This window comes from Streptomyces sp. DSM 116793 (assembly GCF_057320905.1).
Genome location: NZ_CM170494.1, coordinates 4,185,949 through 4,206,732, shown reverse-complemented (window position 1 = coordinate 4,206,732; position 20,784 = coordinate 4,185,949). Strand labels below are relative to the sequence as shown.

Genomic DNA, 20,784 nt, shown 5'->3' with positions numbered 1-20,784 from the left:
TACGCTTCCTTAACTTCACAAATTTCTGAAAGAAGCGTACGTTCGCCACCATGACGAAGGCAATCACCGCCTCGGGACTCCACAAGTCCTTCGGGCGGACACATGCGCTGGACGGCCTGGACCTGGAGGTCGTGAGCGGCGAGGTGCACGGCTTCCTGGGGCCCAACGGCGCCGGGAAGTCCACCGCCATCAGGGTGCTGCTCGGCCTGCTCCGCGCCGACGCGGGCGCCGCGCAGCTCCTCGGCCGGGACCCGTGGCGCGACGCCGTGGAGCTGCACCGCCGGGTCGCGTATGTGCCGGGGGACGTGACGCTGTGGCGCAACCTCAGCGGGGGCGAGGTCATCGACCTCTACGGACGGCTGCGCGGGGGGCTCGACAAGGCCAGGCGCGCGACGCTCATCGACCGCTTCGAGCTGGACCCGACGAAGAAGGGCCGCACCTATTCGAAGGGCAACCGCCAGAAGGTCGCCCTCGTCGCCGCGTTCGCCTCGGACGTCGACGTGCTGATCCTGGACGAGCCGACATCCGGTCTCGACCCGCTGATGGAGGAGGCGTTCCAGGTCTGCGTGGACGAGGAGCGCGAGCGCGGCCGCACCGTGCTGCTGTCGTCGCACATCCTCAGCGAGGTGGAGACCCTCTGCGACCGGGTCAGCATCATCCGCAAGGGGCAGACGGTGGAGACGGGATCGCTGGCCGACCTCAGACACCTCACCCGCACCAGCGTCACCGCGGAGCTGGCGGGCGAGCCGGGTGCCCTGGACCGGCTGCCGGGCGTCCACGACCTGGACGTGCAGGGCAGGCGGGTCAGGCTCCAGGTGGACAGCGACAAGCTGGACGCGGTGCTGCGCTCGCTCACCGACTCGGGCGTGCGCACCCTCACCTCCACCCCGCCCACCCTGGAGGAGCTGTTCCTCCGCCACTACCAGGGCGACGGCGCCGGCGCCTTTGGTGCGGGCGGCACCCGGCGGCCGCGGAACGGCGGCGACCGCGCGGAAGAGGCGATCACACGATGACCTCCGTCGCCCTGCCGGAGACCACCCGCCCCGGACGTCCCGCCCGCCCCGGCGGCTCCCGGCAGCTCGCCGGTACCGGCACCCTGCTCAGGCTGGCGCTGCGCCGCGACCGCGTGATGGCACCCGCCTGGGTGCTGATCGTCGGCGGCGTCATCGCCACCGGCTCCGGCGCCCTGCGGACCCTCTACGCCACCGCGGCCGAGCGCGCCGACCTGGCCCGGTCGATGAACGCGAACAGCTCGATGCGCTCGCTCTACGGCCCGGTGTTCTCGGACTCGGTCGGCGGCATCGTCGCCTGGCGGTACGGCGTCTTCGGGGCGGCGCTCGCGGGCGTGATGAGCCTGCTCATCGTGGTGCGGCACACCAGGGAAGAGGAGGAGACGGGCCGACAGGAGCTGCTGTCCTCCGCGATGGTGGGCCGCCGAGCCCCGCTCACCGCCGCACTGCTCACCGCGCTGATCGCCGACGCCGCGATGGCGCTTATCATCACGGCGGGCCTGGCCGGCGAGGGCGGGGCGGGCGCGCTCGCCCTCGGCCTGTCCATCGGCGGCTGCGGCATGCTCTTCGCGACGGCGGCGGCGATCGTCGCCCAGCTCACCGAGAGCGCCCGGCTCGCCAGGGGCCTTACGACGGCGGTGATCGGCCTCGCGTTCGTGCTGCACGCCGCGGGCGACGCCGCGACCGATGGGGGGTCCCCCCAGGCGTCCGGCTCCGGGGGAGCGTCGTCCGTCCTCACCTGGCTGTCGCCGATCGGCTGGACGGAGAACGTCCGGGCCTTCGCCTCGACCGGCACGGTCGTCGGCGGCTCCGGCGAACGCTGGTGGGTGCTGCTGCTGTTCGCCGCGGCGATCGGCGTCCAGGGCGTGGCCGCGTACACGCTGGCCGGGCGCCGGGACGTCGGGATGAGCTTCCTGCCGACCCGGCCGGGACCGGCCACCGGCCGGATGGGCACCGCGGGCGCCCTCGCGTGGCGGTTGCAGCGCGGCACCCTGCTCGGCTGGAGCCTCGGCTTCCTGATCAGCGGTGTGCTCTTCGGCGGGATGGCCAAGGGCGCGTCGGATCTGGTCGGGGAGAACGAGCAGGCCAAGGAGATCTTCCAGCGGATGGGCGGCCAGAGCGGCCTGACCGACGCGTTCCTCTCCGCGATGACCGGCATGCTCGGCATGGTCGCGGCGCTGTACGGGGTCTCGGCGGTGCTCCGGCTGCACGGGGAGGAGACCGCGGGGCGCGCCGAGCCGATCCTCGCGAACGCCGTCGGCCGGATCCGCTGGGCCGCGGGCCACCTCGTCATCGCCTACGGCGGCACGGCCCTGGTGATGCTGCTCGGCGGCGCGGGCCTCGCCCTCGGCTACGGGCACCGGGCCCCCGGCATCCTGGGCGCGGCCCTGGTGCAGCTCCCCGCCGTGTGGACGCTCACCGGCGTCGCGCTGCTGCTGTACGCGGCGGCCCCGAAGGCGGCCCCGGCCGGCTGGGCGGTGGCCGGCGTCTGCCTGGCCATCGGCTGGATCGGCCCCGCGCTCGACCTCCCGCAGCCGGTGATGGACGTTTCACCCTTCACCCACCTGCCCAAGCTGCCGGGCCCAGCCATGCACTGGCCCCCGGCGGTGACGCTCACGGTCCTCGCGGCGGCCCTGGTCGCGGCGTCGCTGGCGGCGCTGCGGCGGCGGGACGTGAGCGCGTGAGCGCGGCTCCTATGTGCCGGCTCCGGCCCGGTGGGGTTGTTGCGGTCGTGTCCGGACCACCGGCCGGTGGGTGGTTGCGCGCGCAGTTCCCCGCGCCCCTTGAGTAGTGACCCTCACGGTTGGGGTCTGCCCCGGCCTGCCCCAGGACGCGGGGCCGTGTCGATGTGCGGCTCCGCCGCGTGGGCGCGGCCGGCCACGACGAGACCGTCAGGTCGTCACCCGCCGGAGGGGCAGTCTCCGTCGTGGCCCGGCCTCCGGCCCCCGGCCCCCGGCCCCCGGCCCCCGGCCGGTGGCCGGGGGCCGGAGGGGGCACCGTCAGACCTCCACCAGCAGTTCCGTGAGCCCCCGGATCACGGAACCCGGCTTGCGGACGGGCTCCGCGGCGAGCCGCAGCGCCGGGGCCTTGCGGAGCAGCGCGGCGAAGGACGCGGTGAGCTCGATACGGGCGAGGGGCGCGCCCAGGCAGTAGTGGATGCCCGCACCGAAGCTGATGTGGGGGTTGTCGGTGCGGGCGAGGTCCAGCCGGTCGGGTGCGGCGAAGACGGCGGGGTCGCGGTTGGCGGAGCCGAAGAGACACGCCACCTCGCTGCCGCGCGGGATCCGCACGCCCGCCACCTCGATGTCCTGGAGCACCCACCGCTCGAAGAGCTGGAGCGGGGTGTCGTACCGCATCAGCTCCTCCACGGCGGTGGGCAGCAGCGCCGGGTCGGCGCGCAGGGCGGCGAGCTGTCCGGGGTTGCGGAAGAGGGTCCACCAGCCGCCGGAGGTGGTGTGCACGGTGGCCTCGTGGCCGGCGTTGAGCAGCAGCGCACAGGTGGAGATCATCTCCTGCTCGCTGAGCCTGCCGGCGTCGCCGTGATCGCCGTCGTGGCCGGTGGGACCGCGGCCGTCGCGGCCGTCGCGGCCGTCCTGATCGTCCTGATCGTCGTGGTCGTCGTGGGCCGCGATCAGCGCCGAGATCAGGTCGTCGCCGGGCCGTTCGCGCCGCTCGGCGATCAGCGCGGCGAGGTACGCGGAGAACTCGCCGGCGGCGCGCACCGCGCGGTCGCTCGCCTCCTTCGTCGGGTTCAGCTCGTACATCCCCACGATCGCCGCCGACCAGGGCCGCAGCAGCGGCCGGTCGCTCTCGGGCACCCCCAGCATCTCGGCGATCACGGCCACCGGCAGGGGCTCGGCGAGCCCGGTGACCAGGTCGCCGCCGCCGTCCGCGAGCAGGTCGTCGACCAGGTCCTCGGCCAGCGCGCGCACATACGGCCGCAACCGCTCGACGGTCCGCGGGGTGAACGCCTTCGACACCAGCCTGCGGATCCTGGTGTGTGCGGGCGGCTCCAGGTCGAGCAGCCCGAAGTCGTTGAGCGTGTGGAACGGCTCCTGCTCCGGGGGCGGTGCGGTGCGGCCGAACTCCTCGTGCGTGAAGCGGTGCCGGTAGGTGCGGCCGAGGCGGCGGTCGCGCAGCAGCGCGGAGACGTCGGCGTGGTGCGGGATCAGGTACTGGTCCGACGGCTCGAAGTAGTGCACCCGCCCCGCCGCGCGCAGCTCGGCGTAGGCCGGGTAGGGGTCGGCCTGGAACTGCGGTGACCACGGGTCGAAGCGAGCCATTTCCGGACGGTAACGTTCCGCGCCCGGGGCCGCCAGCCCCCTGTCCCCCTGGCGGGCCCGCCGCTCGGCGCGCGGACGGTGCCGGCCCGTACCGCTCGGGGCAGGCGTGGGAACGCTCACCGGGGCAGCGTCAGCGCCCACGCCCCCCGGCTCACCGTCCACGTCCGGGTCCGGACCGGGCCGCCGATCAGGGTGTCCGCGAGGTAGCGGAAGTCCGGCCCGGAGACGGTGACCGTGCGGGCCCGGGCGTGTACCCGGGCGGGGCCCGGACCGGGAGCGGCCGGGTGGATGTCGACACGGGCCAGGCCGCCCGCGTCCGGGGCCACGCACACCGCATCCACGGGCTGGTCGAAGTCGACCAGGGTCACCCCGTCGGCCTCCACCCGCAACCGCGCCGGCCCCGGCGCGGAACTCCCCAGGACCCCGCCCCAGCGCCGCGCCGACCGCGCGGGCGGGGCCACGCCCACCGGGCCGCGGCGCGCCGAGAGCGTCCGCACCAGCGACTGGCAGTGCCGCAGCCACCCCGGCCCGTCACCGCCCTCGCCGCCCGTACCGCCCGCGCCGTCCCGTCCGACCGCGTCCTCGGCGCGCTGCCACCCGCCACCGCCCCCGCCGTACCCCGCCCCGGGCCGCCCGTCCCCGGGCCGCCCGTCCCCGGGCCGCCCCTCCCCGGGGCGCGTGTCCCCGGGACGCCCGTCCGCCGGTCGTCCGTCCCCGTGCCGCCGCCCCGGTAATCCCCCGGGGCGGCGGGAGGGTATGTGCAGGTCACCGAGGACCATCCCGCCGCTGTCGTCGACGAGCAGGTCGAGCCGGCGCGCCGCACCGCCCAGCACGGCGCGCGACGCGGCCACCGCGCCGGTGGGCACCCCGAGCGAGCGGGCCAGCGAGACCGTCGTCCCCACCGGGACCAGGGAGAGCGCGCAGGAGTCCAGCTCACGGGCCCTGTGCAGAGTTGCGACCGTGCGCAGCAGCGCACGGTCGTCGCCCACCACCACCAGACGCCGCGTGCCCCGTCTGGACACCGCACGGGCGAATTCCTCCGCGTTCGCGGGCAGGCACACCTTGGTGGCCGCACGGGCGCTGAGCACGTCTTTCGCGATCCGCACCGACTCCCCGTCACTGCGCCGGGCAACCGGGTCGACGACCACCAGCAAGTGATCGGAAGCCGACACTTCTGTCCTGCCTCGCTTCCTCGGGTAGCATCTTTGTGCAAGAGCCCCTTGCGCTATTGCGCCAGGGGCTTCGTCTATTCCGGGGCACCGGTCCGACGGTTTGCGGCCGACGTGAGGTCGGCGGGGTGCGCGCACGCGTACGCCCCATCCCCCAGACTTAGGACACATGCCCCGCCCAGAAGGGGTGTACGCCTGTGCCCGCACTTGTGCTGCTCGGTGCTCAGTGGGGTGACGAAGGCAAGGGAAAGGCCACCGACCTGCTCGGCGGCTCCGTCGACTACGTGGTGCGCTACCAGGGCGGCAACAACGCCGGCCACACGGTGGTGGTGGGCGACCAGAAGTACGCCCTGCACCTGCTCCCTTCCGGAATCCTCACCCCCGGCTGTGTCCCGGTCATCGGCAACGGCGTCGTCGTCGACCCGTCGGTCCTGCTCTTTGAGCTGAGCGGCCTGAACGAACGCGGCGTCGACACGTCCAAGCTGCTGATCAGCGGAAACGCTCACATCATCACGCCGTACAACGTCACCGTGGACAAGGTCACGGAACGCTTCCTCGGCAGCCGCAAGATCGGCACCACGGGACGCGGCATCGGCCCCACCTACGCCGACAAGATCAACCGGGTCGGCATCCGCGTCCAGGACCTCTACGACGAGTCGATCCTGACGCAGAAGGTCGAGGCGGCCCTCGACGTCAAGAACCAGATCCTCACCAAGCTGTACAACCGCCGCGCCATCGCCGTCGACCAGGTGGTGGAGGAGCTGCTCGGCTACGCGGACCGGCTCCAGCCGTACGTCACGGACACCGCGCTGATCCTCAACGACGCCCTGGACCACGACAAGGTCGTCCTCCTGGAGGGCGGCCAGGGCACCCTCCTCGACATCGACCACGGCACGTACCCCTTCGTGACCTCCTCCAACCCGACCGCGGGCGGCGCCTGCACGGGCGCGGGCATCGGACCCACGAAGATCAGCCGGGTGATCGGCATCCTGAAGGCGTACACCACCCGGGTCGGCGCGGGCCCGTTCCCCACCGAGCTGCTGGACGCGGACGGCGAGGCGCTGCGCCGGATCGGCGGCGAGCGCGGTGTGACCACCGGGCGGGACCGGCGCTGCGGCTGGTTCGACGCGGTGATCGCCCGGTACGCCACCCGCGTCAACGGCCTGACCGACTTCTTCCTCACCAAGCTCGACGTCCTCACCGGCTGGGAGGAGATCCCGGTCTGCGTGGCGTACGAGATCGACGGCAAGCGCGTCGACGAACTGCCGTACTCCCAGACGGACTTCCACCACGCCAAGCCGGTCTACGAGACCCTGCCCGGCTGGTCGGAGGACATCACCGGCGCCCGCTCCTTCGCCGAGCTGCCGAAGAACGCACAGGGGTACGTCCGGGCCCTGGAGGAGATGTCCGGAGCGAGGATCTCCGCGATCGGCGTGGGCCCCGGCCGGGACGAGACGGTACAGATCCACTCGTTCCTGTGAGACCCGGCACGCAGTTCCCCGCACCTTCGAGGCCGGGCCGCGCCCCGGAAGGGGCGCGGGGCTGCTGCCGACGTGCGGCTCCGCCGCGTGGGAGCCACCAGCCGTGACGAGACGCGAAGGCGGCAAGCGGCCCGAAGGGGATGCCCCTGCCGCCCGGGCCACCGGAGCAACCTGACGGCCGGGACGGGCCACCTGACGGCCGGGACGGGCCACCGGAGCAACCTGCCGACCGGGGCCGGCCACCGCGCGATCCGGGACTCACGCATCCCGCAGCAGCCCCAGGCTGGTGAACATCCCCCGGCACCACTCCAACGCCGAATCCGCGGTGGCCCACTGCGGATCGTCGGGCGACAGGAACGGCAGCACATAAGGCTCCGTGATCCCCTCGGGAAGATCCGCCCGATGGCACCCGTTCGGCTCCGCCCCGTAGTGCGCGTCGTGCATACGACGCGCGATCCGCTCGGGCGCGCTGTCCCACACCGCGAACCACAGCCTGCGGAACATCGCCGGATGCGCCATCACGAACATCAGCCGCCCCATGTCCAGCGGCTCCGCCGCCGACACCACCCGCGCCACCGAGACGAACCGCTCCGTGGCGGTCACATAGGTGCAGAAGCCCGACCAGATCTCGACGCTGTGCCCCGCCGCGAGGATGGACGAGCAGAGCGCGGCCAGCGCCACCCCACGGTGGTGCACCGCCGAGTGCGGGGTGGTGTGGATGAACCCGGCCGGCACCAGGAACGTCACCACCCGGCCCCGCGCCGAGATCCGCTGCGGCACCGCGTCCACCATGCACTCCGGCTCACCGCTCAGGTAGGCGCCGATGTCCACCTCGCTGCCGGTCACGTCCCAGGCGGGCACCAGGGTCGTCGTCAGCACCTCGTCCGCGACCCGCGCACGCAGCTGGGCCACCTCGGCGTCCACCTCGGGGAGCACGGTGGTCCACCCGTCCTCGGCCAGCCGCAGTGCCTCCTCCCAGGAGGCGCCGGTCCACTCGTCGCCGCCGTGCCGCCCGGCTCCGTCGTCGATGCTGTCGGGCGCGCGGGCCCGGTCCACGAACTCCTGCCAGGACCACATGGGGGGCAGCGCGTGCACGGTGTCCCGGGGCCACCGGTTCTCCTCGCTCATCCTGCGCCGTTCCCGCCGTTCCCGCCGTCCGCGCCGTCCGCGGCGAGCCCCAGGGCCGAGCGGTGCGCCTGAGACATGCCCCGCACCACCCGCCACCGGACGGCCTGCTCGACGCTCGCCCCCGCCTGGAGCAGCTTGGCCGCGTCTATGCTCGCCCGGGGCGAGAACATCACCGGCAGCCGTTTCCCGGCGGCCGTGGCGCGCAGCCGTCGCACCTCCTGGATCACCTGCCGGGCGTCGTCCTGACGGGCGGGCGCGTGCGCGAGCGCGAGCCGTTCCTCCAGGTCCTCGTCCACGGGCACGTCGATGATGACGAACCGGTCCAGCGTCGCCGCGTCCAGCGCCTGGCGGCCCACGTAGTGCCGGTCGCCGCCGGTGCCGTAGGTGTTCGCGGTGGCCATCAGGCGGAAGTCCGGGTGCGCGGTGACCATGCCGTCGGCGAAGGCGCAGGTCCGGATGGACAGGGCCTGGTTCAGCTCGGCCAGCAGCCCCGGATGGCCGCTGTCCAGCTCGTCGAGGAGCATCAGACCGCCGTGCTCGAAGGCGCGGCGGAAGGGCGTTCCGTGGTAGTGGCCGTGGGCGTCGTAGTAGCCGAAGATCTTGCTCATGGGCGTCGTCGGCCCCAGCGAGAGGGCGTGGAACTCCTGCCCGAACGCCTCCGCCGCCTGCTGCGCCATCATCGACTTCCCGGTCCCGGCCGGGCCCACCAGCAGCACGTGGCAGCCGGCCCCGAGCGTGAGCAGCACATCGGGCAGCACGGCGTGGGTGTGTCCGGTGACGCGCCCCGCGTCGGCCGCGTCCCCGACCCTCACCTCGACGACGGGCGGCACGGTCTCCGCGACCGTCTCGGCGACCGCGCGCACCGCCTCGTCCCGCGCGAACTGTCCGACGGACCGCGTCAGCTCGGCCCGCGCGTCCGTCAGCTCAGCCCGCGTCCTCGCCACCGTCCCGCCGAGCTTCAGCCGCTCCTCGTCCAGCGTCTCGTGGAGCTCACGCCGTGCCTTCTCCAGGGTCCCGCCGAACTCCTCCCTGGCCCGCCCCAGCGTCTCGTCGCGCGCTCGCCGTTCCTCCTCGATCGCCTTCCCGACGGTCGCGCGCACCTCCTGGAGCACCGTGGCCGCGGCCTGGGCCCCGAGGTCCGTGGCCGTCTTCCCGGCGACGTCCCGCGCGGTCCGGGTGGCCGTGTCCTCGGCCCGGGACGCGGCGGTCCGCACGATCTCCTCCGCGTGCGCGACACGCTCACCGGCGATCTCACGTGCGACCTCGGTGGCCACCCGGCGCGCCGTCTCGTCCATGGTCTGCTGGGCGTAGGGCGATCTGGCCAGGGCGTCGGCGTACCGCATGATGGTGTCGCCCGCCACGGCGCTCGCGATCTGGTGGACCTCGGCCCGGAAGTTCTCACGCATGCGGCGATTGTGGGCGAGCGTCCCCGGGACCCCTCCCCGACGCGTGCGCGGGGCGGTCCCCGGTCCCGACCGCAGACGGCCAGGGCGGCGCGGCACGCGACGGACTCCACCCGCCACAGGCCCGGCACGCGACCGGCTCCGCCTGGCACGCTTCCGGCACTGTTCGGCGTGGGGACACCAGCCATTCGCGTCCGACGGCTATCGCATGGACGAGGAGCGGTCGGAGCGCCGGAAGCGGTCGGCGCCGCCGGCCGGCGCGGCGAGAGGCACGGAGGGCACGGCCCCATGGACACATCCCGTAAGCAGGCCGGAATCGTTCGCCGGGCGCTGTGCCGGGTCGGTATACACAAGGCGCGGCCCGTCGTGCGGGATCCCGAGCCGTGCCTGCGGGAGTGGCGGTGCGCGTTCTGCCACTGGCTGCTGTGGACCCGCGGGAGACACGACTACGGACCTGAGACCGGGACCGACGACCCGTGCGTGACGGTCGAGACCTGCGTCCGGTGCGGCGACCGGCGGGCCCACCCGCGGCACGAGTTCTACGACCGGGTCCGCGCGGACGACCTGCCGGTGGCGGAACAACCCCGCTACCGGGGCAGGTTCAGCGAGGCCACACCCTGCGACTACGCCGTGTTCTGCCGCCGCTGCGGCCGGATGGACCCGGACGTGGAAACCCACCACGACTGGGACTGGGACGCGGAGCGCGCGTGCCGACGCTGCGGCACACGCTGGGTCGACGACGGCGACGACTGACCACCCTCCCACCACGCGGCCCCTGCGCCAGCGGAGGAGCGGGGCTCTCCGCCGGTCGTTCGTCTTCGATGTTCTCTCTGAGTTTTCCCGCGGAATGCGGGCCGTGCGTGGCATGCGTGTTGTGCGTTATCGAGCGCACGACCCAGCCTGTGCCCCGGTGACCGAAAAAATGGCGCAGAGCTTTTCCAACCTGTACATCGATCACCAGTCGGAGTAGACGTTTCCCGGTGACTAGGACGATGTTCGGAACATCTCGCGTCTTACGGCGCTGTCTGCTCGTATCCGTGGCGGCAACCATGCCGTTCGTGCTGGCGGCGTGCGGAGGCGAAGCCGCCCACGCACGACACCACTCCGGGGCGTGCGGTGGCCGACGCGAGCGGTGGCGTGGGGCCGGCGACTCCGCGGGAGACCCCAGTGGGCGGTACAAGCGACGAGAAGGGCCAGAAGGTCCTGGAGGAACGAGCGCGGAGCGCACCGAGCGGAGACCCGGTCGTCAGGAACACCCACGTCCCGGCGCCTGAGGAGTACGGCTTCGGAACGGCCGCCGCAACCGCCCACCACGGTGAGGTCATCGCCTACGAACCCCGCCTGGAAAACGGAGAACTCCTCGTGCCCGTCACGATCCACAACGGCGCCGGCAAACAGGCCGCGTACACGGTGGTCATCACGGTCGAGGACGAGGACACCACCCGCTCCGTGACGGTGAAGGCCGACAACGTGTTCCCGGACACCACCTGGCCGACTCGGGCCGGCATCACCGCGGCCGGCTTCGACCGGCCGCAGGACGTCGAGACCACACTCAAGGTGACGGAGGACATCTACCCCTTCGGGGACGGCCGCTGACCGCGGTCCGGGCCCGTTCGCCGGCGTGGCTACCCGGCCTCCGCGTCGAAGTCGGGCAGGACCAGTGAGCCGTCCTTCGTGAGGGTGAAGCCGGGGTTGTAGGCGATCTCCCAGGAGTGGCCGTCGGGGTCGGTGAAGGCGCCGGCGTAGCCGCCGTAGAACGTGTTCGCCGGGGTGCGGGTGACCGTGGCGCCGGCTCGTTCGGCCGCCGCGACCAGCTCGTCCACCTCCGCCGCGGAGCGGAGGTTCTGCGCGAGGACGATGCCGCCGAAGCCGCCCGGCTCCGCGGTGTCGGCGCGGCCGGTGTCCTCGGCGAGCTTCGCCCGCGACCAGAGCACCAGGGCGAGGCCGCCGGCCTGGAAGAAGACCGTGCCGTCCACCTCCTGGCCCCGCCAGCCCAGGGTCTCGTAGAAGCGGCGGGCGCGGCCGATGTCGGCGACGCCCAGCGTGATCAGACTGACGCGCTGTTCCATGGGTCCGTGCTGCATGGCCCCAGTCTGGCGCGTGCGGGCCGGGACGGCACCGCACGGCGACCGGCGCGGCGGCATCGCGCGCCTCGGCAGTTCCCGGTGCCTCCGCAGCCCCCGGTGCCTCCGCAGCCCCCGGTTTCCTCGGTTTCCCCCCAGCCCCCGGTTCCTCGGTAGTCCCCGGTTCCTTGGTGGCCCTCCGCCCTCGGCAGCCCCCGCACCTCGGTGGTCACGGGTTCCTCAGTCCCCCTTCGTGTACGTCAGCTTCTCGCCGGTGTCGGCGGCGGTGCGCTGGAGCCTGCCGTCGGAGAGGAGGGTGATGGTGGTGGGGGCGCCGGGGGTGCAGGAGGTGGCCGGCTTGCCGACGGTGACGACGGAGGGGCCGATCCGCAGCGGGCCCTCGGCGGTGGGCGGGGACTGCAACGGGGCCTTGAAGACGCAGTGGTAGGTGCCGCCCTCGTCGGTGGGTCCGTCGGCGGTGAGCGAGAGCACCGTGTCGCCGACCTCGCCCTGCGTGATCACGAGTCGGCGGGTGCTGTGGCCGGCCGTGGTGTCGATGCTTCCGCGCCAGGTGCCGAGGTAGCGCGCCGGTACGAGCCCGGGGCCGGGCGCCGGCGACGACCGGCCGGCGTCCGGGGGCTGGGAGCGGTCGCCCTGCGGCGCGCCGGTGCCCCGGTCCGCGGGGTGCGACGGGCGGGCGGTGGGCGCGGTGTGGGCGCCGCCGTCGGTCCCGTTCAGCAACGCGTGGACGGAGGCGCCGGCGCCGGCGGCGACGATCAGCGCGGCGACGATCAGGGCGATGGTGGATCTACGGCTGTTGGGCGGGGCTGACGGCGCGCCGCCCGGCCCGTGGGTGGGCACGTGGGGCCCGGGAGCGGGCGCGCCGAAGGGGCCGGGCGCGGAGGGGCCCGGTGCGCCGAAGGGAGGCGGGGCGGCCGGGACGGGTGCGGTCGGGGCCGGCCCGGTGGGGCCGGGGGTGGTGGGGCCCGGCGCGGGGGGTGCGGGGGGCCGGTCGCCCCGCGGGGCGGGCGGACGGGTGCGCGGGTAGCCGTTGGCCCGGGTGCCGGGGGCTCGGACGGGACGGGGCGCGGGGGCGTCCGGGGTGGCCGGTGCGCCGGGGGCGCCCGGGTGGGCCGCGGGGCCCGGGGCTCCCGGGGCGGTCGGGGGCGGGCCGGGGTGGCCCGTTCGCGGGGTGGTGGAGCCGTGGGTGGTCGGCGGCCAGGCGGGGGTGCCGTTCGGTGTGCCGGAGGTGGTGGCGGGGGCGGGGCGGCCGGGGCCCGGCGGGGCGGCGGGTGCGGTGCGGCCCCGGGCCGTCGGGGGCCCGGATGGTGCGAACGGGCCCGTGGGGGAGGGGGTCGCGAACGGGCTGGACGGGGTCGCCGACGTGCCCTTGGAGAGCACGGTGGGCAGCGGACCGGAAGACGCCGGGCCCCGGGCCCCCGGCCCGTCCCCCGGCACGCGCCCGGCCTCGGCGGCCCGCTCCGTACGGCCCTGGTGGTCACCGCGGTCCCGCTGGACCGTGGGCGCGGACCGGCCGGCGGGGGTACCAGGGGTGCCGGTATGCGGGGTGTCGGTATGCGGAGCGTCCGCGGTCTGGACGTCCATGCGCTGGACGTCCGCGGGTTGGACGTCCGTGCGCTGGACGTCCGCGGGTTGGACGTCCGTGCGCTGGACGTCCGCGGGTTGGACGTCCGTGCGCTGGACGTCCGCGGGTTGGACGTCCGTGCGCTGGACATCCCTGCGCAGGGCCTCGGCGCGCAGCCGGTCCGTGCGCGGGCGGTCCGTCCGCAGGGCCTCGGTGAGCCGGGCGGCGAGGGCGCCGGGCAGCCAGGGGTCACGGAAGCGGCCGTCCGCGACGATGGCGTGGCCGCCGGTGCGCTCCAGCAGCTCCGGGACGCCGGGCCGGGCCGCCGGGTCCTTGCGCAGGCAGTCGGAGACCAGCTCCGACAGGCTCTCCGGCAGGCCCGCCAGGTCGGGCTCCTCCTGCGCGACCCGGAACATCAGCGCGTGCAGGCCGTTCCTCACCTCCCCGAACGGCATCCTGCCGGTCGCCGCGTACGCCAGCACCGAGCCCAGGGAGAACACGTCGCAGGCCGGGGTGAGCGGATCGCCGCGGACCTGCTCGGGGGCCATGAAGGCGGGGGAGCGGACCGGCCCGCCGGTGCGGGTGAGGCCGCCGTCGGCCTCCAGCGCGCCGGCGATGCAGGCGTCCACGACGCGGGGCCCCTCCAGGGTGAGCAGGATGTTGGACGGCTTCAGGTCGCGGTGGGCCAGGCCTGCGGCGCCCAGGTCCCGCAGGGCGTGCGCCAGGCCGGCGGCGAGGATGTGCACGGAGCGCTCGGGGAGGGCGCCGTACTCCCGGCCCACCACCTTGTGCAGCGTGGGGCCCGGCACGTGGGCGGTGGCCACCCAGGGCACGGGGGCGTCGGTGCCGGCGTCCAGCACCGGGGCGTGCCACGGGCCCCGGATCCGCCGCGCGGCCTCGACCTCCTGCTTGAACCTGGTCCGGAACCCCTCGTGCCCGGCGAGCTCGCGCCGGACCAGCTTGACGGCGGCGGTGCGGTCCGGGTCGGCGTGGGCGGCGAGGTAGACGCGGCCCAGGGTTCCGGTGCCCAGGTGGGCGAGGAGGTGGTAGGCGCCGATCTTTCGTGGGTCGCCCGGTCCCGGCTTCTCCATGTGGCGCCGCCTTCCCCCGCTCGGATGCCAACAGGCAACGGAACAAGGGTAGTCCGGGTGTTCCGGTGCGGGTTCCTCCCGGGGGGCGGCCCCTGGGGACGCGAGGCTGCGCCTCGCCGTCCTGCTCGCGGCTCGCGCTCGTGGCTTGCGGCTCGCGCTCGTGGCTTTGCGGCTTGCGGCTTGTGGCTCGTGACTCGTGAATCGTGGCTCGCGGATTGAGGCTTGCGGCTCGCGGCGTCGTCCGGCCTGGTGGCCTGGGAGCGGCAGAGGGAGTCCCTTGAGCGGGTGGCGACGCCCGGGTCTCGTCGTGGCCGGGCGCGCAGTTCCCCGCGCCCCTACGGGGTGCGGCCCAGCGAGGGCGCGCACCCCCCACGACACCCCCCACGACACCCCCCACGACACCCCCCACGACACCCCCCACGACACCCCCCACGACACCCCCCACGACACCGACCGGCGGCGCCGAACCGGCCGGAAGCGCCGGAGGCGTATGCCCCCTGACATGCAGGGGTGACGGCGGGGCTGAGGGCGGCGTCACAGTGTGTGTCGGGGTGGGGGGTGGGAGGCGCCGCGTAGGGTTACTACGTCGTAAGTCCGTCCGTGTTCACGCCCACCGGGAGGCACGCCCACGATGCGCGGCCCCGCCGTCACCCGCAGCACCCTGCGCCAGCAGATCGCCGACGCGCTCCGCGACGAGGTGCTGGCCGGGCGCTTGCGTCCGGGGCAGGAGTTCACGGTGAAGGAGATCGCCGAGCAGTACGGGGTCTCCGCCACCCCGGTCCGCGAGGCGCTCGTCGACCTCTCCGCGCAGGGCCTGCTGGACGCCGTCCAGCACCGCGGCTTCCGCGTCCACGAGTACTCGGTCGACGACTACCGGGGCATGATCGAGGCCCGCAACCTCGTCGCGGACGGCATCTTCAACGACCTCGCCCAGAACTGCTCCCCCTACGGACCGGACAGAACAGAACGAGAGGACAGAGCGGACGGCAGCGGCACCGGCACCGGCGACCGACCCGGAACCGGGGTGGCCCCCGACCGGCGGCCGCAGCTCGGGGTGGGCGCCGAGCGGGCCCTGCTGGCCGTCCGCCGCCGCGGCGAGGAGGCCGAGCGCGCCGCCTCCGCGGGCGACCTGAACGTCCTCATAGGCTACGACCTGCGCTTCTGGCGTGAACTCAACTCCCTCTTCGGCAACCCCTACCTCGCCGACTTCCTGCACCGGCTGCGCGTGCAGTGCTGGGCCTGCGCCGTGCCGCTGCTGCGCCGCGCCGGTGACCTGAAGGGCATGCTGTGGGCCGGGCACACGGAACTCGTCGACGCCCTGCTGCACCGCGACCCGCGCGCCGCCCGCGCCGTGATCGCCGCCTGCAACGCCCACTCGCTCGCCCTGGTGGAACGGCTGGCCGCTGGATGAGCGGTGTGGATCTGACGGTGGTCGTCCCGGCGTACGACGAGGAACGGCGACTGGGGCCGACCCTGGACCTGATCTGCGCCTACCTGCGCGGGGACCGGCACGGCGGCACGGAGCCGTCCGCGAGCGCCCACGACACGACCGGAGGAGCAGGAGCCACCCGCACCGGACCAGCGGGCTCGCCCCGCACCGGAACAGCGGACTTGCCCCACACCGCAACGGACGGAACGGCCGGACTTCCCCGCACCGGACCAGCGGAAGTCCCCCGCCCCCGCACAGCGGGGTCCCCCGGCCCCTGGGGCGAATGGGAGCTGATCGTCGTGGACGACGGCTCCCGCGACCGCACCCGTGAGATTGCCGCCGCTGCCGCCGCCCGCGAACCCCGCGTCCACCTGGTCAGCAGCGGCCGCAACCACGGCAAGGGCCACGCCCTGCGGCAGGGCGTGCTGGCCTCCTACGGCCGGCGGGTCCTAGTCACGGACGCCGACCTGGCCGCGCCCATCGAGGAACTGGAGGCGCTCGACAAGGCGCTCGCCGAGGGCCACGCCGCCGCCATAGGGTCGCGCGCCGCGCCCGGCGCCACCATAGAGACCCGCCAGCACCGGCTGCGCGAGCTGCTCGGCCGCACCGGCAACTACCTCATACGGGGCGTCGCGGTGCCGGGCATCCGGGACACGCAGTGCGGCTTCAAGCTCTTCGACGGGGACGTGGCCCGGGAGGCGTTCGCCGCGTCCCGGCTCACCGGCTGGGGGATCGACGTCGAGATACTGCGGTACCTGCGGCGCACCGGCCGCCCGGTGGCGGAGGTGCCGGTGCGCTGGGCGCACCAGGAGGGCTCCAAGGTACGGGCGCTCGACTACCCGAAGGTGCTCGCCGAGCTGACCCTGCTCAGGCTCCGCGGCGTCCGCGGGGCCGACCTCCTGGCCCTCACCCTCTTCCTCGCGCTCTCCGTGGCCCTGCACTGGGGCCGCTGGACGGGCGGCGGGCCGGCGCACCGCTACCTCCCGGACTCCCTCCAGGACCAGAACCAGTGGGAGTGGTTCTTCGCGGTCACCGCCCACCACGTGGCACGGTTGCAGGACCCGCTCTTCACCACCCTCCAGGGCTTCCCGGGCGGCGTGAACCTGATGGCGAACACCGCCATGCTCGGGCTCTCCGTCCCCCTCGCGCCGGTGACCTGGCTGCTCGGTCCCGCGGTCAGCCTCGCGCTCGTGATGACGGTGGGAATGGCCGCGACCGCGGCCGCCTGGTACCGGCTGATCGTCCGCAGGCTGACGCCGAGCCGCCCGGCCGCCGCCCTGGGCGCCGCGCTCGCCGCGTTCGCGCCGCCCATGGTCAGCCACGCCAACGCGCACCCGAACTTCGTCGTCCTCTTCATGGTCCCGCTGATCGTCGAACGGGTGCTGCGGCTGTGCACGGAGGGGCCTGGGCGCGCCGCCCGGCACGGCGCCGTCCTCGGCGCGTACACCGCGTACCAGGTCTTCCTGGGCGAGGAGCCGCTGCTGCTCACAGCGCTCGGCCTGGCGCTGTTTCTGGCGGCGTACGCGGTGGTGCGGCGGGATGCCGCACGCGCCGCCTGGCGACCTCTGCTGCGCGGCCTGCCGGTCGCCGCCGCGGTCTGCCTGCCCCTGGTCGGCTACCCGCTGTACTGGCAGTTCCTGGGGCCGGGCAGCTACGGCAGCGTGCTGCACGGCGACAACGCCGCGAACAGCCCCCTCGCGCTGTTCTCCTTCGCGGACCACTCCCTCGCGGGCAACGCGCGGGAGGCGGCCCGGCTCGCCGCCAACCCCACCGAGCAGAACGCGTTCTACGGCTGGCCGTTCACCGCCCTCGCGCTCGCGATCACGGTACGGCTCTGGGCGCGGCCGGCCGTCCGCGCGCTGGCCTGGACCGCGGTGGCTGCCGCGGTCCTCTCGCTCGGCCCCCGTGTCCCGGTGCCCTTCACCGCGCGCACGGTCCCGGGGCCCTGGGCCGCGCTGGCCCACCTTCCGCTCTTCGAGTCCGTCATCGAGTCCCGGGTGGCGATGGTCTGCGCACCGGCGCTCGGGATGCTGGTCGCGGCGGGTGTCGCGGCGCTGCTGCCGGTCCGCCGCCCCCGGCCCGCCCGTGGGTGGGTCCCGGATCCGGCCAGGACCGGCCGGGGAGTTGGGATCCTGGCCCTGATGGCGGTGGCCGCGGCACTGCTGCCGATCTTCCCCACCCCGCTGAAGGCGGTGGACCGGGCGCCGGTGCCGGCCTTCATCGCCGACGGCACCTGGTCCTCCTACCTGGACCCGCGCTCCGGCCGGACCCTGGTCCCGGTGCCGCTGCCGGACCCCGGCAACGCGGAGGCCCTGCACTGGCAGACCGTCGCCGGCCTGGGCTTCCGGCTGCCCGGCGGCTACTTCAACGGCCCCTGGGGCCCCGACCGGACCGGCATCTACGGCGCCCCGCCCCGCTGGACGTCCAACCTGCTGCGCGACGTCCGCTACACGGGCCGGCTGCCCCGGATCGGCGGCGCCTGGCGGGCGCAGGCACAGCGGGACCTCGCGTACTGGCGGGCGGGCCTGGTGGTGCTGGCGCCGCAGCCGAACGACGGGCCGCTGCGGCAGGTCCTGACGGAACTCCTCGGGCGGCCGGGCCGCTGGGTGGACGGCGTCTGGATCTGGCAGCCGCTCGCTGCGCACCGGGGGAGCTGAGCGGTCGATGACGCATTACGCTGCCCTGACCACGTACCGTGCCGGAGGCCGGCAGGGCGGTCCGTGCGCACTCATGTCCGTCCCCGTACGCATCCCTCCGCTCTGCCCGGGTACGGGAGCCCGGCGATCCGGAGCCGTGTGCCGTGCTATGCGAGGAGTCTTCCTTGGCCTGTGACCTGTGGCTGGTCCCGCTTGTCGACGTGCTGTGCCACAGCCCCGACAACCCGTTCGCCGAGGAGCTGGCGCTCTACGACAGGACCCTGAACGAGGCCGGGCTGCCGCCGGTGCCGGTCTACTCCTACATGCCGGGTCTCTCCGGTGACGTGGCGCCCGTGGCGGGCTTCGACTACGACGCGCTGCACTTCCTCCGCCGCGCCTACCTGCTCCAGGTGTGCGGGCTCGCGGTGACGCCGGTGGACGAGCTCGGCGGCGACTACGAGCAGCTGCTGGAGATGTTCGAGACGACCGCGCAGCAGTCCCATCTGGTGTGGCACTACGACCACGCGGGGGCGTACGTCCCGGTGGACTTCTCCGTGCCGCTCTCCAACGAGGAGTTGCTTGCCGGGGGCGGGCCGCTCGGGTCCTCCCACGCGCTGCTCCGTGAGCTGGAGTACGTGGCGCCGTCCATCGGCATCGATCCGGTGAGCCCGCCGCGGGCGCCCGCGGCGCCCACCGCCCCCACGGCGCTGGAGGAGCCCGCGGCTCCCCCGCCCCCCGACGACAGCCCCTTCGCCCGCGAGCGCCACGTCTGGCTCGGCCTCCACACCGCGGCCACCCGCAGCCTGGCCCAGGGCTCCATGCTCGTCTTCAGCTAGCCCCTTTCCGCGGGGCCACCCCGTCCGGCTGCCGCCGGGGGCCCGGGGTTCCCCCACCGACTCTCTCCCGCCCCGTGCGGGGCGACGGCTCGTTCCCGTTCCCCGTCCTGGGCGGTGGAGGGAACGACCCCTTCCCCCGTCTGCCCCTGGCGGTGCGGGCCGGTACGTTCAGGCGCCGTACGCCGTGGGCTGTGCCCACCCTCCTCCAGTGCCCCAAGGGCCTGGGAGGTACCCCAGCCCCAGCGGAACGACTGCCCACAGCGGTAGCAGGAGGCCGGGCGGGCAGGGGCCTGGTGGCTCGGCCCCCGCCGGGCCGCAGTCGCGTACGAGACGTGAGGGGACGTGGGGGGATGTCCGCCCTGGGGGTACCCCCCAGGCCTTTGAGGCACTGGGGGAGTCCGGCGCCACGCCCAGAGAACCCTCCGGTGTGCGGAGGGCGCCGGACCGTGGGGGCACCTCCCACGCCTTTAAGGCAGTGGGGGAGGAGATCCCCCCGCGGCCCCGCCCCACAACGAAACCCAAGGCGCACCGGCCATGACGAAACCCGCACACGCCGTAGCACCCCGCCCTCGGCGAACCCCAAGGCGCACCGGCCGTGGCGACAGCCGTTCGCGTGGTCGTCACTTTCGCTGGCAGTGCGGGCACCACACCGTCGCCCGCCCCGCAACCCGGGTCCGCCGCAGCGCCGTGCCGCACCGCGGACAGTGGGGATCCGGCTCATCCCGCCGCCCCGTGAGCCACGACCCACGATCCGGCACCCGCCCCACCCGGACCGCGGCCCGCACAGTCTTCCGCATCTCCTCGTACAACCGCCCCCGCCCCTCCCCCGAGATCCCCCGCACCGACACCGACGGATGCAACCGCGCCCGCCACAGGATCTCGTCCGCGAGCAGGTTCCCGAGCCCCGCCACCACGGACTGATCGGTCAGCGCCGCCTTCAGCCCCCCACGCCGCCCACCCAGCACCGCATCGAACTCCGCCCTCCCCACCTCCGCGGCATCCGGCCCCTGACCGGCCAGCATCCGCTCCGCCCCCGCCGCGTCCACCAGCCACAACCCCTTCAGCTTCCGCTGATCCCGATACCGCAGCTCACGCTCCCCACCGGACCCACCAGACCCACCGGAACCGTCAGAGCCACCGGACTCACCAGACCCACCAGACCCACGCCCCTCCACCGTGAACACCACCCGGTCGTGCGGATGAAGCTCCGCCCCTGCGTCCTCGCAGACCAGCCGCCCCGTCATCCCGAAGTGCAGCATCACCTCGGGTGCCCCGCCGTCCCCCCGGCCGGCCCCCTCGGTGGGCTCGGTGGGCGCCAGCAACCACTTCCCGTGCCGCTCCGGCGCCGCGAACGCCCGCCCCGACAGCGCCGCCCCGAGCCGCCGCGCACTCACCCCGTGCAGCACCCCGCTGTCGTACACGTCGACCCGCCGTATCGGCGCCCCCTGCGCACAGGAAGCCAGCACCTTCCGGAACCCCTCGACGTCGGGCAGCTCGGGCATGACCTCTCCAGACTCTCCACGTGCCGTTCTCCCCCGCTTCCCCGCGCCCGTGCCGGGTGCCCAGCGCCGAGACGGGGATGCATGGCGCGGGTGGCCGCGGGACCACGTAGGCTCGGGACAGACGGGTCACACGGACGACCCCGGACAGTCGACGACAGGAGCCGATC

General features: G+C 74.4%; 15 protein-coding genes. 8 read left to right on the top strand and 7 right to left on the bottom strand.

Annotation, left to right across the window (positions count from 1 at the left end):
• The first annotated feature begins 50 nt into the window (after positions 1-50).
• Together ACSMXW_RS16180 and ACSMXW_RS16175 are read left to right on the top strand one after the other, a co-directional pair.
• Positions 51-1,013 carry an ABC transporter ATP-binding protein gene (locus ACSMXW_RS16180; protein ID WP_485807195.1) on the top strand — a complete coding sequence of 321 codons (963 nt, stop codon included), beginning with the start codon at positions 51-53 and terminating at the stop codon, positions 1,011-1,013.
• Positions 1,010-2,695, top strand: coding sequence for an ABC transporter permease (locus ACSMXW_RS16175; protein WP_485807193.1), 1,686 nt, complete (start codon positions 1,010-1,012; stop codon positions 2,693-2,695). The genes ACSMXW_RS16180 and ACSMXW_RS16175 overlap by 4 nt, the downstream gene beginning before the upstream one ends.
• A gap of 315 nt (positions 2,696-3,010) precedes the next feature.
• Here the strand turns inward: ACSMXW_RS16175 and ACSMXW_RS16170 are convergent, their stop codons facing one another.
• Together ACSMXW_RS16170 and ACSMXW_RS16165 are read right to left on the bottom strand one after the other, a co-directional pair.
• Entirely contained in the window at positions 3,011-4,294 is a 1,284-nt protein-coding gene (locus ACSMXW_RS16170; RefSeq protein WP_485807191.1) for a cytochrome P450, read from the bottom strand.
• Between the two features lie 116 nt (positions 4,295-4,410).
• Entirely contained in the window at positions 4,411-5,466 is a 1,056-nt protein-coding gene (locus tag ACSMXW_RS16165; RefSeq protein WP_485807189.1) for a diacylglycerol kinase family protein, read from the bottom strand.
• A 194-nt stretch (positions 5,467-5,660) separates the two neighbouring features.
• Here ACSMXW_RS16165 and ACSMXW_RS16160 point away from each other — a divergent pair, with 194 nt between their 5' ends.
• A complete protein-coding gene (locus ACSMXW_RS16160) occupies positions 5,661-6,944 on the top strand; it encodes an adenylosuccinate synthase (protein ID WP_485807188.1) in 1,284 nt (427 codons plus the stop codon).
• A gap of 258 nt (positions 6,945-7,202) precedes the next feature.
• On the opposite strand, the gene ACSMXW_RS16155 is transcribed toward ACSMXW_RS16160, so the two are convergent.
• Together ACSMXW_RS16155 and ACSMXW_RS16150 are read right to left on the bottom strand one after the other, a co-directional pair.
• Positions 7,203-8,072, bottom strand: coding sequence for a DUF7192 family protein (locus ACSMXW_RS16155; protein ID WP_485807186.1), 870 nt, complete (start codon positions 8,070-8,072; stop codon positions 7,203-7,205).
• Entirely contained in the window at positions 8,069-9,478 is a 1,410-nt protein-coding gene (locus ACSMXW_RS16150; protein WP_485807184.1) for an AAA family ATPase, read from the bottom strand. The genes ACSMXW_RS16155 and ACSMXW_RS16150 overlap by 4 nt, the downstream gene beginning before the upstream one ends.
• 285 nt (positions 9,479-9,763) lie before the next feature.
• On the opposite strand from ACSMXW_RS16150, the gene ACSMXW_RS16145 reads away from it, so the two are divergent.
• Both ACSMXW_RS16145 and ACSMXW_RS16140 read left to right on the top strand, forming a co-directional pair.
• Positions 9,764-10,228 (top strand): hypothetical protein, encoded by a 465-nt coding sequence (locus tag ACSMXW_RS16145; protein WP_485807183.1) that lies wholly within the window; start codon positions 9,764-9,766, stop codon positions 10,226-10,228.
• A 414-nt stretch (positions 10,229-10,642) separates the two neighbouring features.
• Positions 10,643-11,071 (top strand): hypothetical protein, encoded by a 429-nt coding sequence (locus tag ACSMXW_RS16140; protein ID WP_485807181.1) that lies wholly within the window; start codon positions 10,643-10,645, stop codon positions 11,069-11,071.
• Between the two features lie 29 nt (positions 11,072-11,100).
• Here the strand turns inward: ACSMXW_RS16140 and ACSMXW_RS16135 are convergent, their stop codons facing one another.
• Positions 11,101-11,544, bottom strand: a complete 444-nt coding sequence (locus ACSMXW_RS16135; RefSeq protein WP_485808084.1) for a VOC family protein — start codon at positions 11,542-11,544, stop codon at positions 11,101-11,103.
• A gap of 234 nt (positions 11,545-11,778) precedes the next feature.
• Positions 11,779-14,214, bottom strand: a complete 2,436-nt coding sequence (locus ACSMXW_RS16130) for a serine/threonine-protein kinase (protein ID WP_485807179.1) — start codon at positions 14,212-14,214, stop codon at positions 11,779-11,781.
• A gap of 631 nt (positions 14,215-14,845) precedes the next feature.
• Here ACSMXW_RS16130 and ACSMXW_RS16125 point away from each other — a divergent pair.
• From ACSMXW_RS16125 to ACSMXW_RS16115, 3 genes are all read left to right on the top strand, one after another.
• Positions 14,846-15,625, top strand: coding sequence for a GntR family transcriptional regulator (locus tag ACSMXW_RS16125; protein WP_485807177.1), 780 nt, complete (start codon positions 14,846-14,848; stop codon positions 15,623-15,625).
• On the top strand, positions 15,622-18,300 hold the full coding sequence (locus ACSMXW_RS16120; protein WP_485807176.1) for a glycosyltransferase: 2,679 nt from the start codon (positions 15,622-15,624) through the stop codon (positions 18,298-18,300). The genes ACSMXW_RS16125 and ACSMXW_RS16120 overlap by 4 nt, the downstream gene beginning before the upstream one ends.
• Before the next feature lie 164 nt (positions 18,301-18,464).
• Positions 18,465-19,115 carry a hypothetical protein gene (locus ACSMXW_RS16115; RefSeq protein ID WP_485807174.1) on the top strand — a complete coding sequence of 217 codons (651 nt, stop codon included), beginning with the start codon at positions 18,465-18,467 and terminating at the stop codon, positions 19,113-19,115.
• A gap of 620 nt (positions 19,116-19,735) precedes the next feature.
• Here ACSMXW_RS16115 and ACSMXW_RS16110 read toward each other — a convergent pair.
• Positions 19,736-20,617: an Fpg/Nei family DNA glycosylase gene (locus ACSMXW_RS16110; RefSeq protein ID WP_485807173.1), complete on the bottom strand. Its 882-nt coding sequence runs from the start codon at positions 20,615-20,617 to the stop codon at positions 19,736-19,738.
• Positions 20,618-20,784 lie beyond the last annotated feature (167 nt).

What these genes read in the sequence shown, in the direction of transcription:
- ACSMXW_RS16180 (WP_485807195.1), top strand. Translation starts at nt 51, where the DNA reads ATGACGAAGGCAATCACCGCCTCGGGACTCCACAAGTCCTTCGGGCGG.
- ACSMXW_RS16175 (WP_485807193.1), top strand. Translation starts at nt 1,010, where the DNA reads ATGACCTCCGTCGCCCTGCCGGAGACCACCCGCCCCGGACGTCCCGCC.
- ACSMXW_RS16170 (WP_485807191.1), bottom strand. Translation starts at nt 4,294, where the DNA reads ATGGCTCGCTTCGACCCGTGGTCACCGCAGTTCCAGGCCGACCCCTAC.
- ACSMXW_RS16155 (WP_485807186.1), bottom strand. Translation starts at nt 8,072, where the DNA reads ATGAGCGAGGAGAACCGGTGGCCCCGGGACACCGTGCACGCGCTGCCC.
- ACSMXW_RS16150 (WP_485807184.1), bottom strand. Translation starts at nt 9,478, where the DNA reads ATGCGTGAGAACTTCCGGGCCGAGGTCCACCAGATCGCGAGCGCCGTG.
- ACSMXW_RS16145 (WP_485807183.1), top strand. Translation starts at nt 9,764, where the DNA reads ATGGACACATCCCGTAAGCAGGCCGGAATCGTTCGCCGGGCGCTGTGC.
- ACSMXW_RS16135 (WP_485808084.1), bottom strand. Translation starts at nt 11,544, where the DNA reads ATGGAACAGCGCGTCAGTCTGATCACGCTGGGCGTCGCCGACATCGGC.
- ACSMXW_RS16130 (WP_485807179.1), bottom strand. Translation starts at nt 14,214, where the DNA reads ATGGAGAAGCCGGGACCGGGCGACCCACGAAAGATCGGCGCCTACCAC.
- ACSMXW_RS16125 (WP_485807177.1), top strand. Translation starts at nt 14,846, where the DNA reads ATGCGCGGCCCCGCCGTCACCCGCAGCACCCTGCGCCAGCAGATCGCC.
- ACSMXW_RS16120 (WP_485807176.1), top strand. Translation starts at nt 15,622, where the DNA reads ATGAGCGGTGTGGATCTGACGGTGGTCGTCCCGGCGTACGACGAGGAA.
- ACSMXW_RS16110 (WP_485807173.1), bottom strand. Translation starts at nt 20,617, where the DNA reads ATGCCCGAGCTGCCCGACGTCGAGGGGTTCCGGAAGGTGCTGGCTTCC.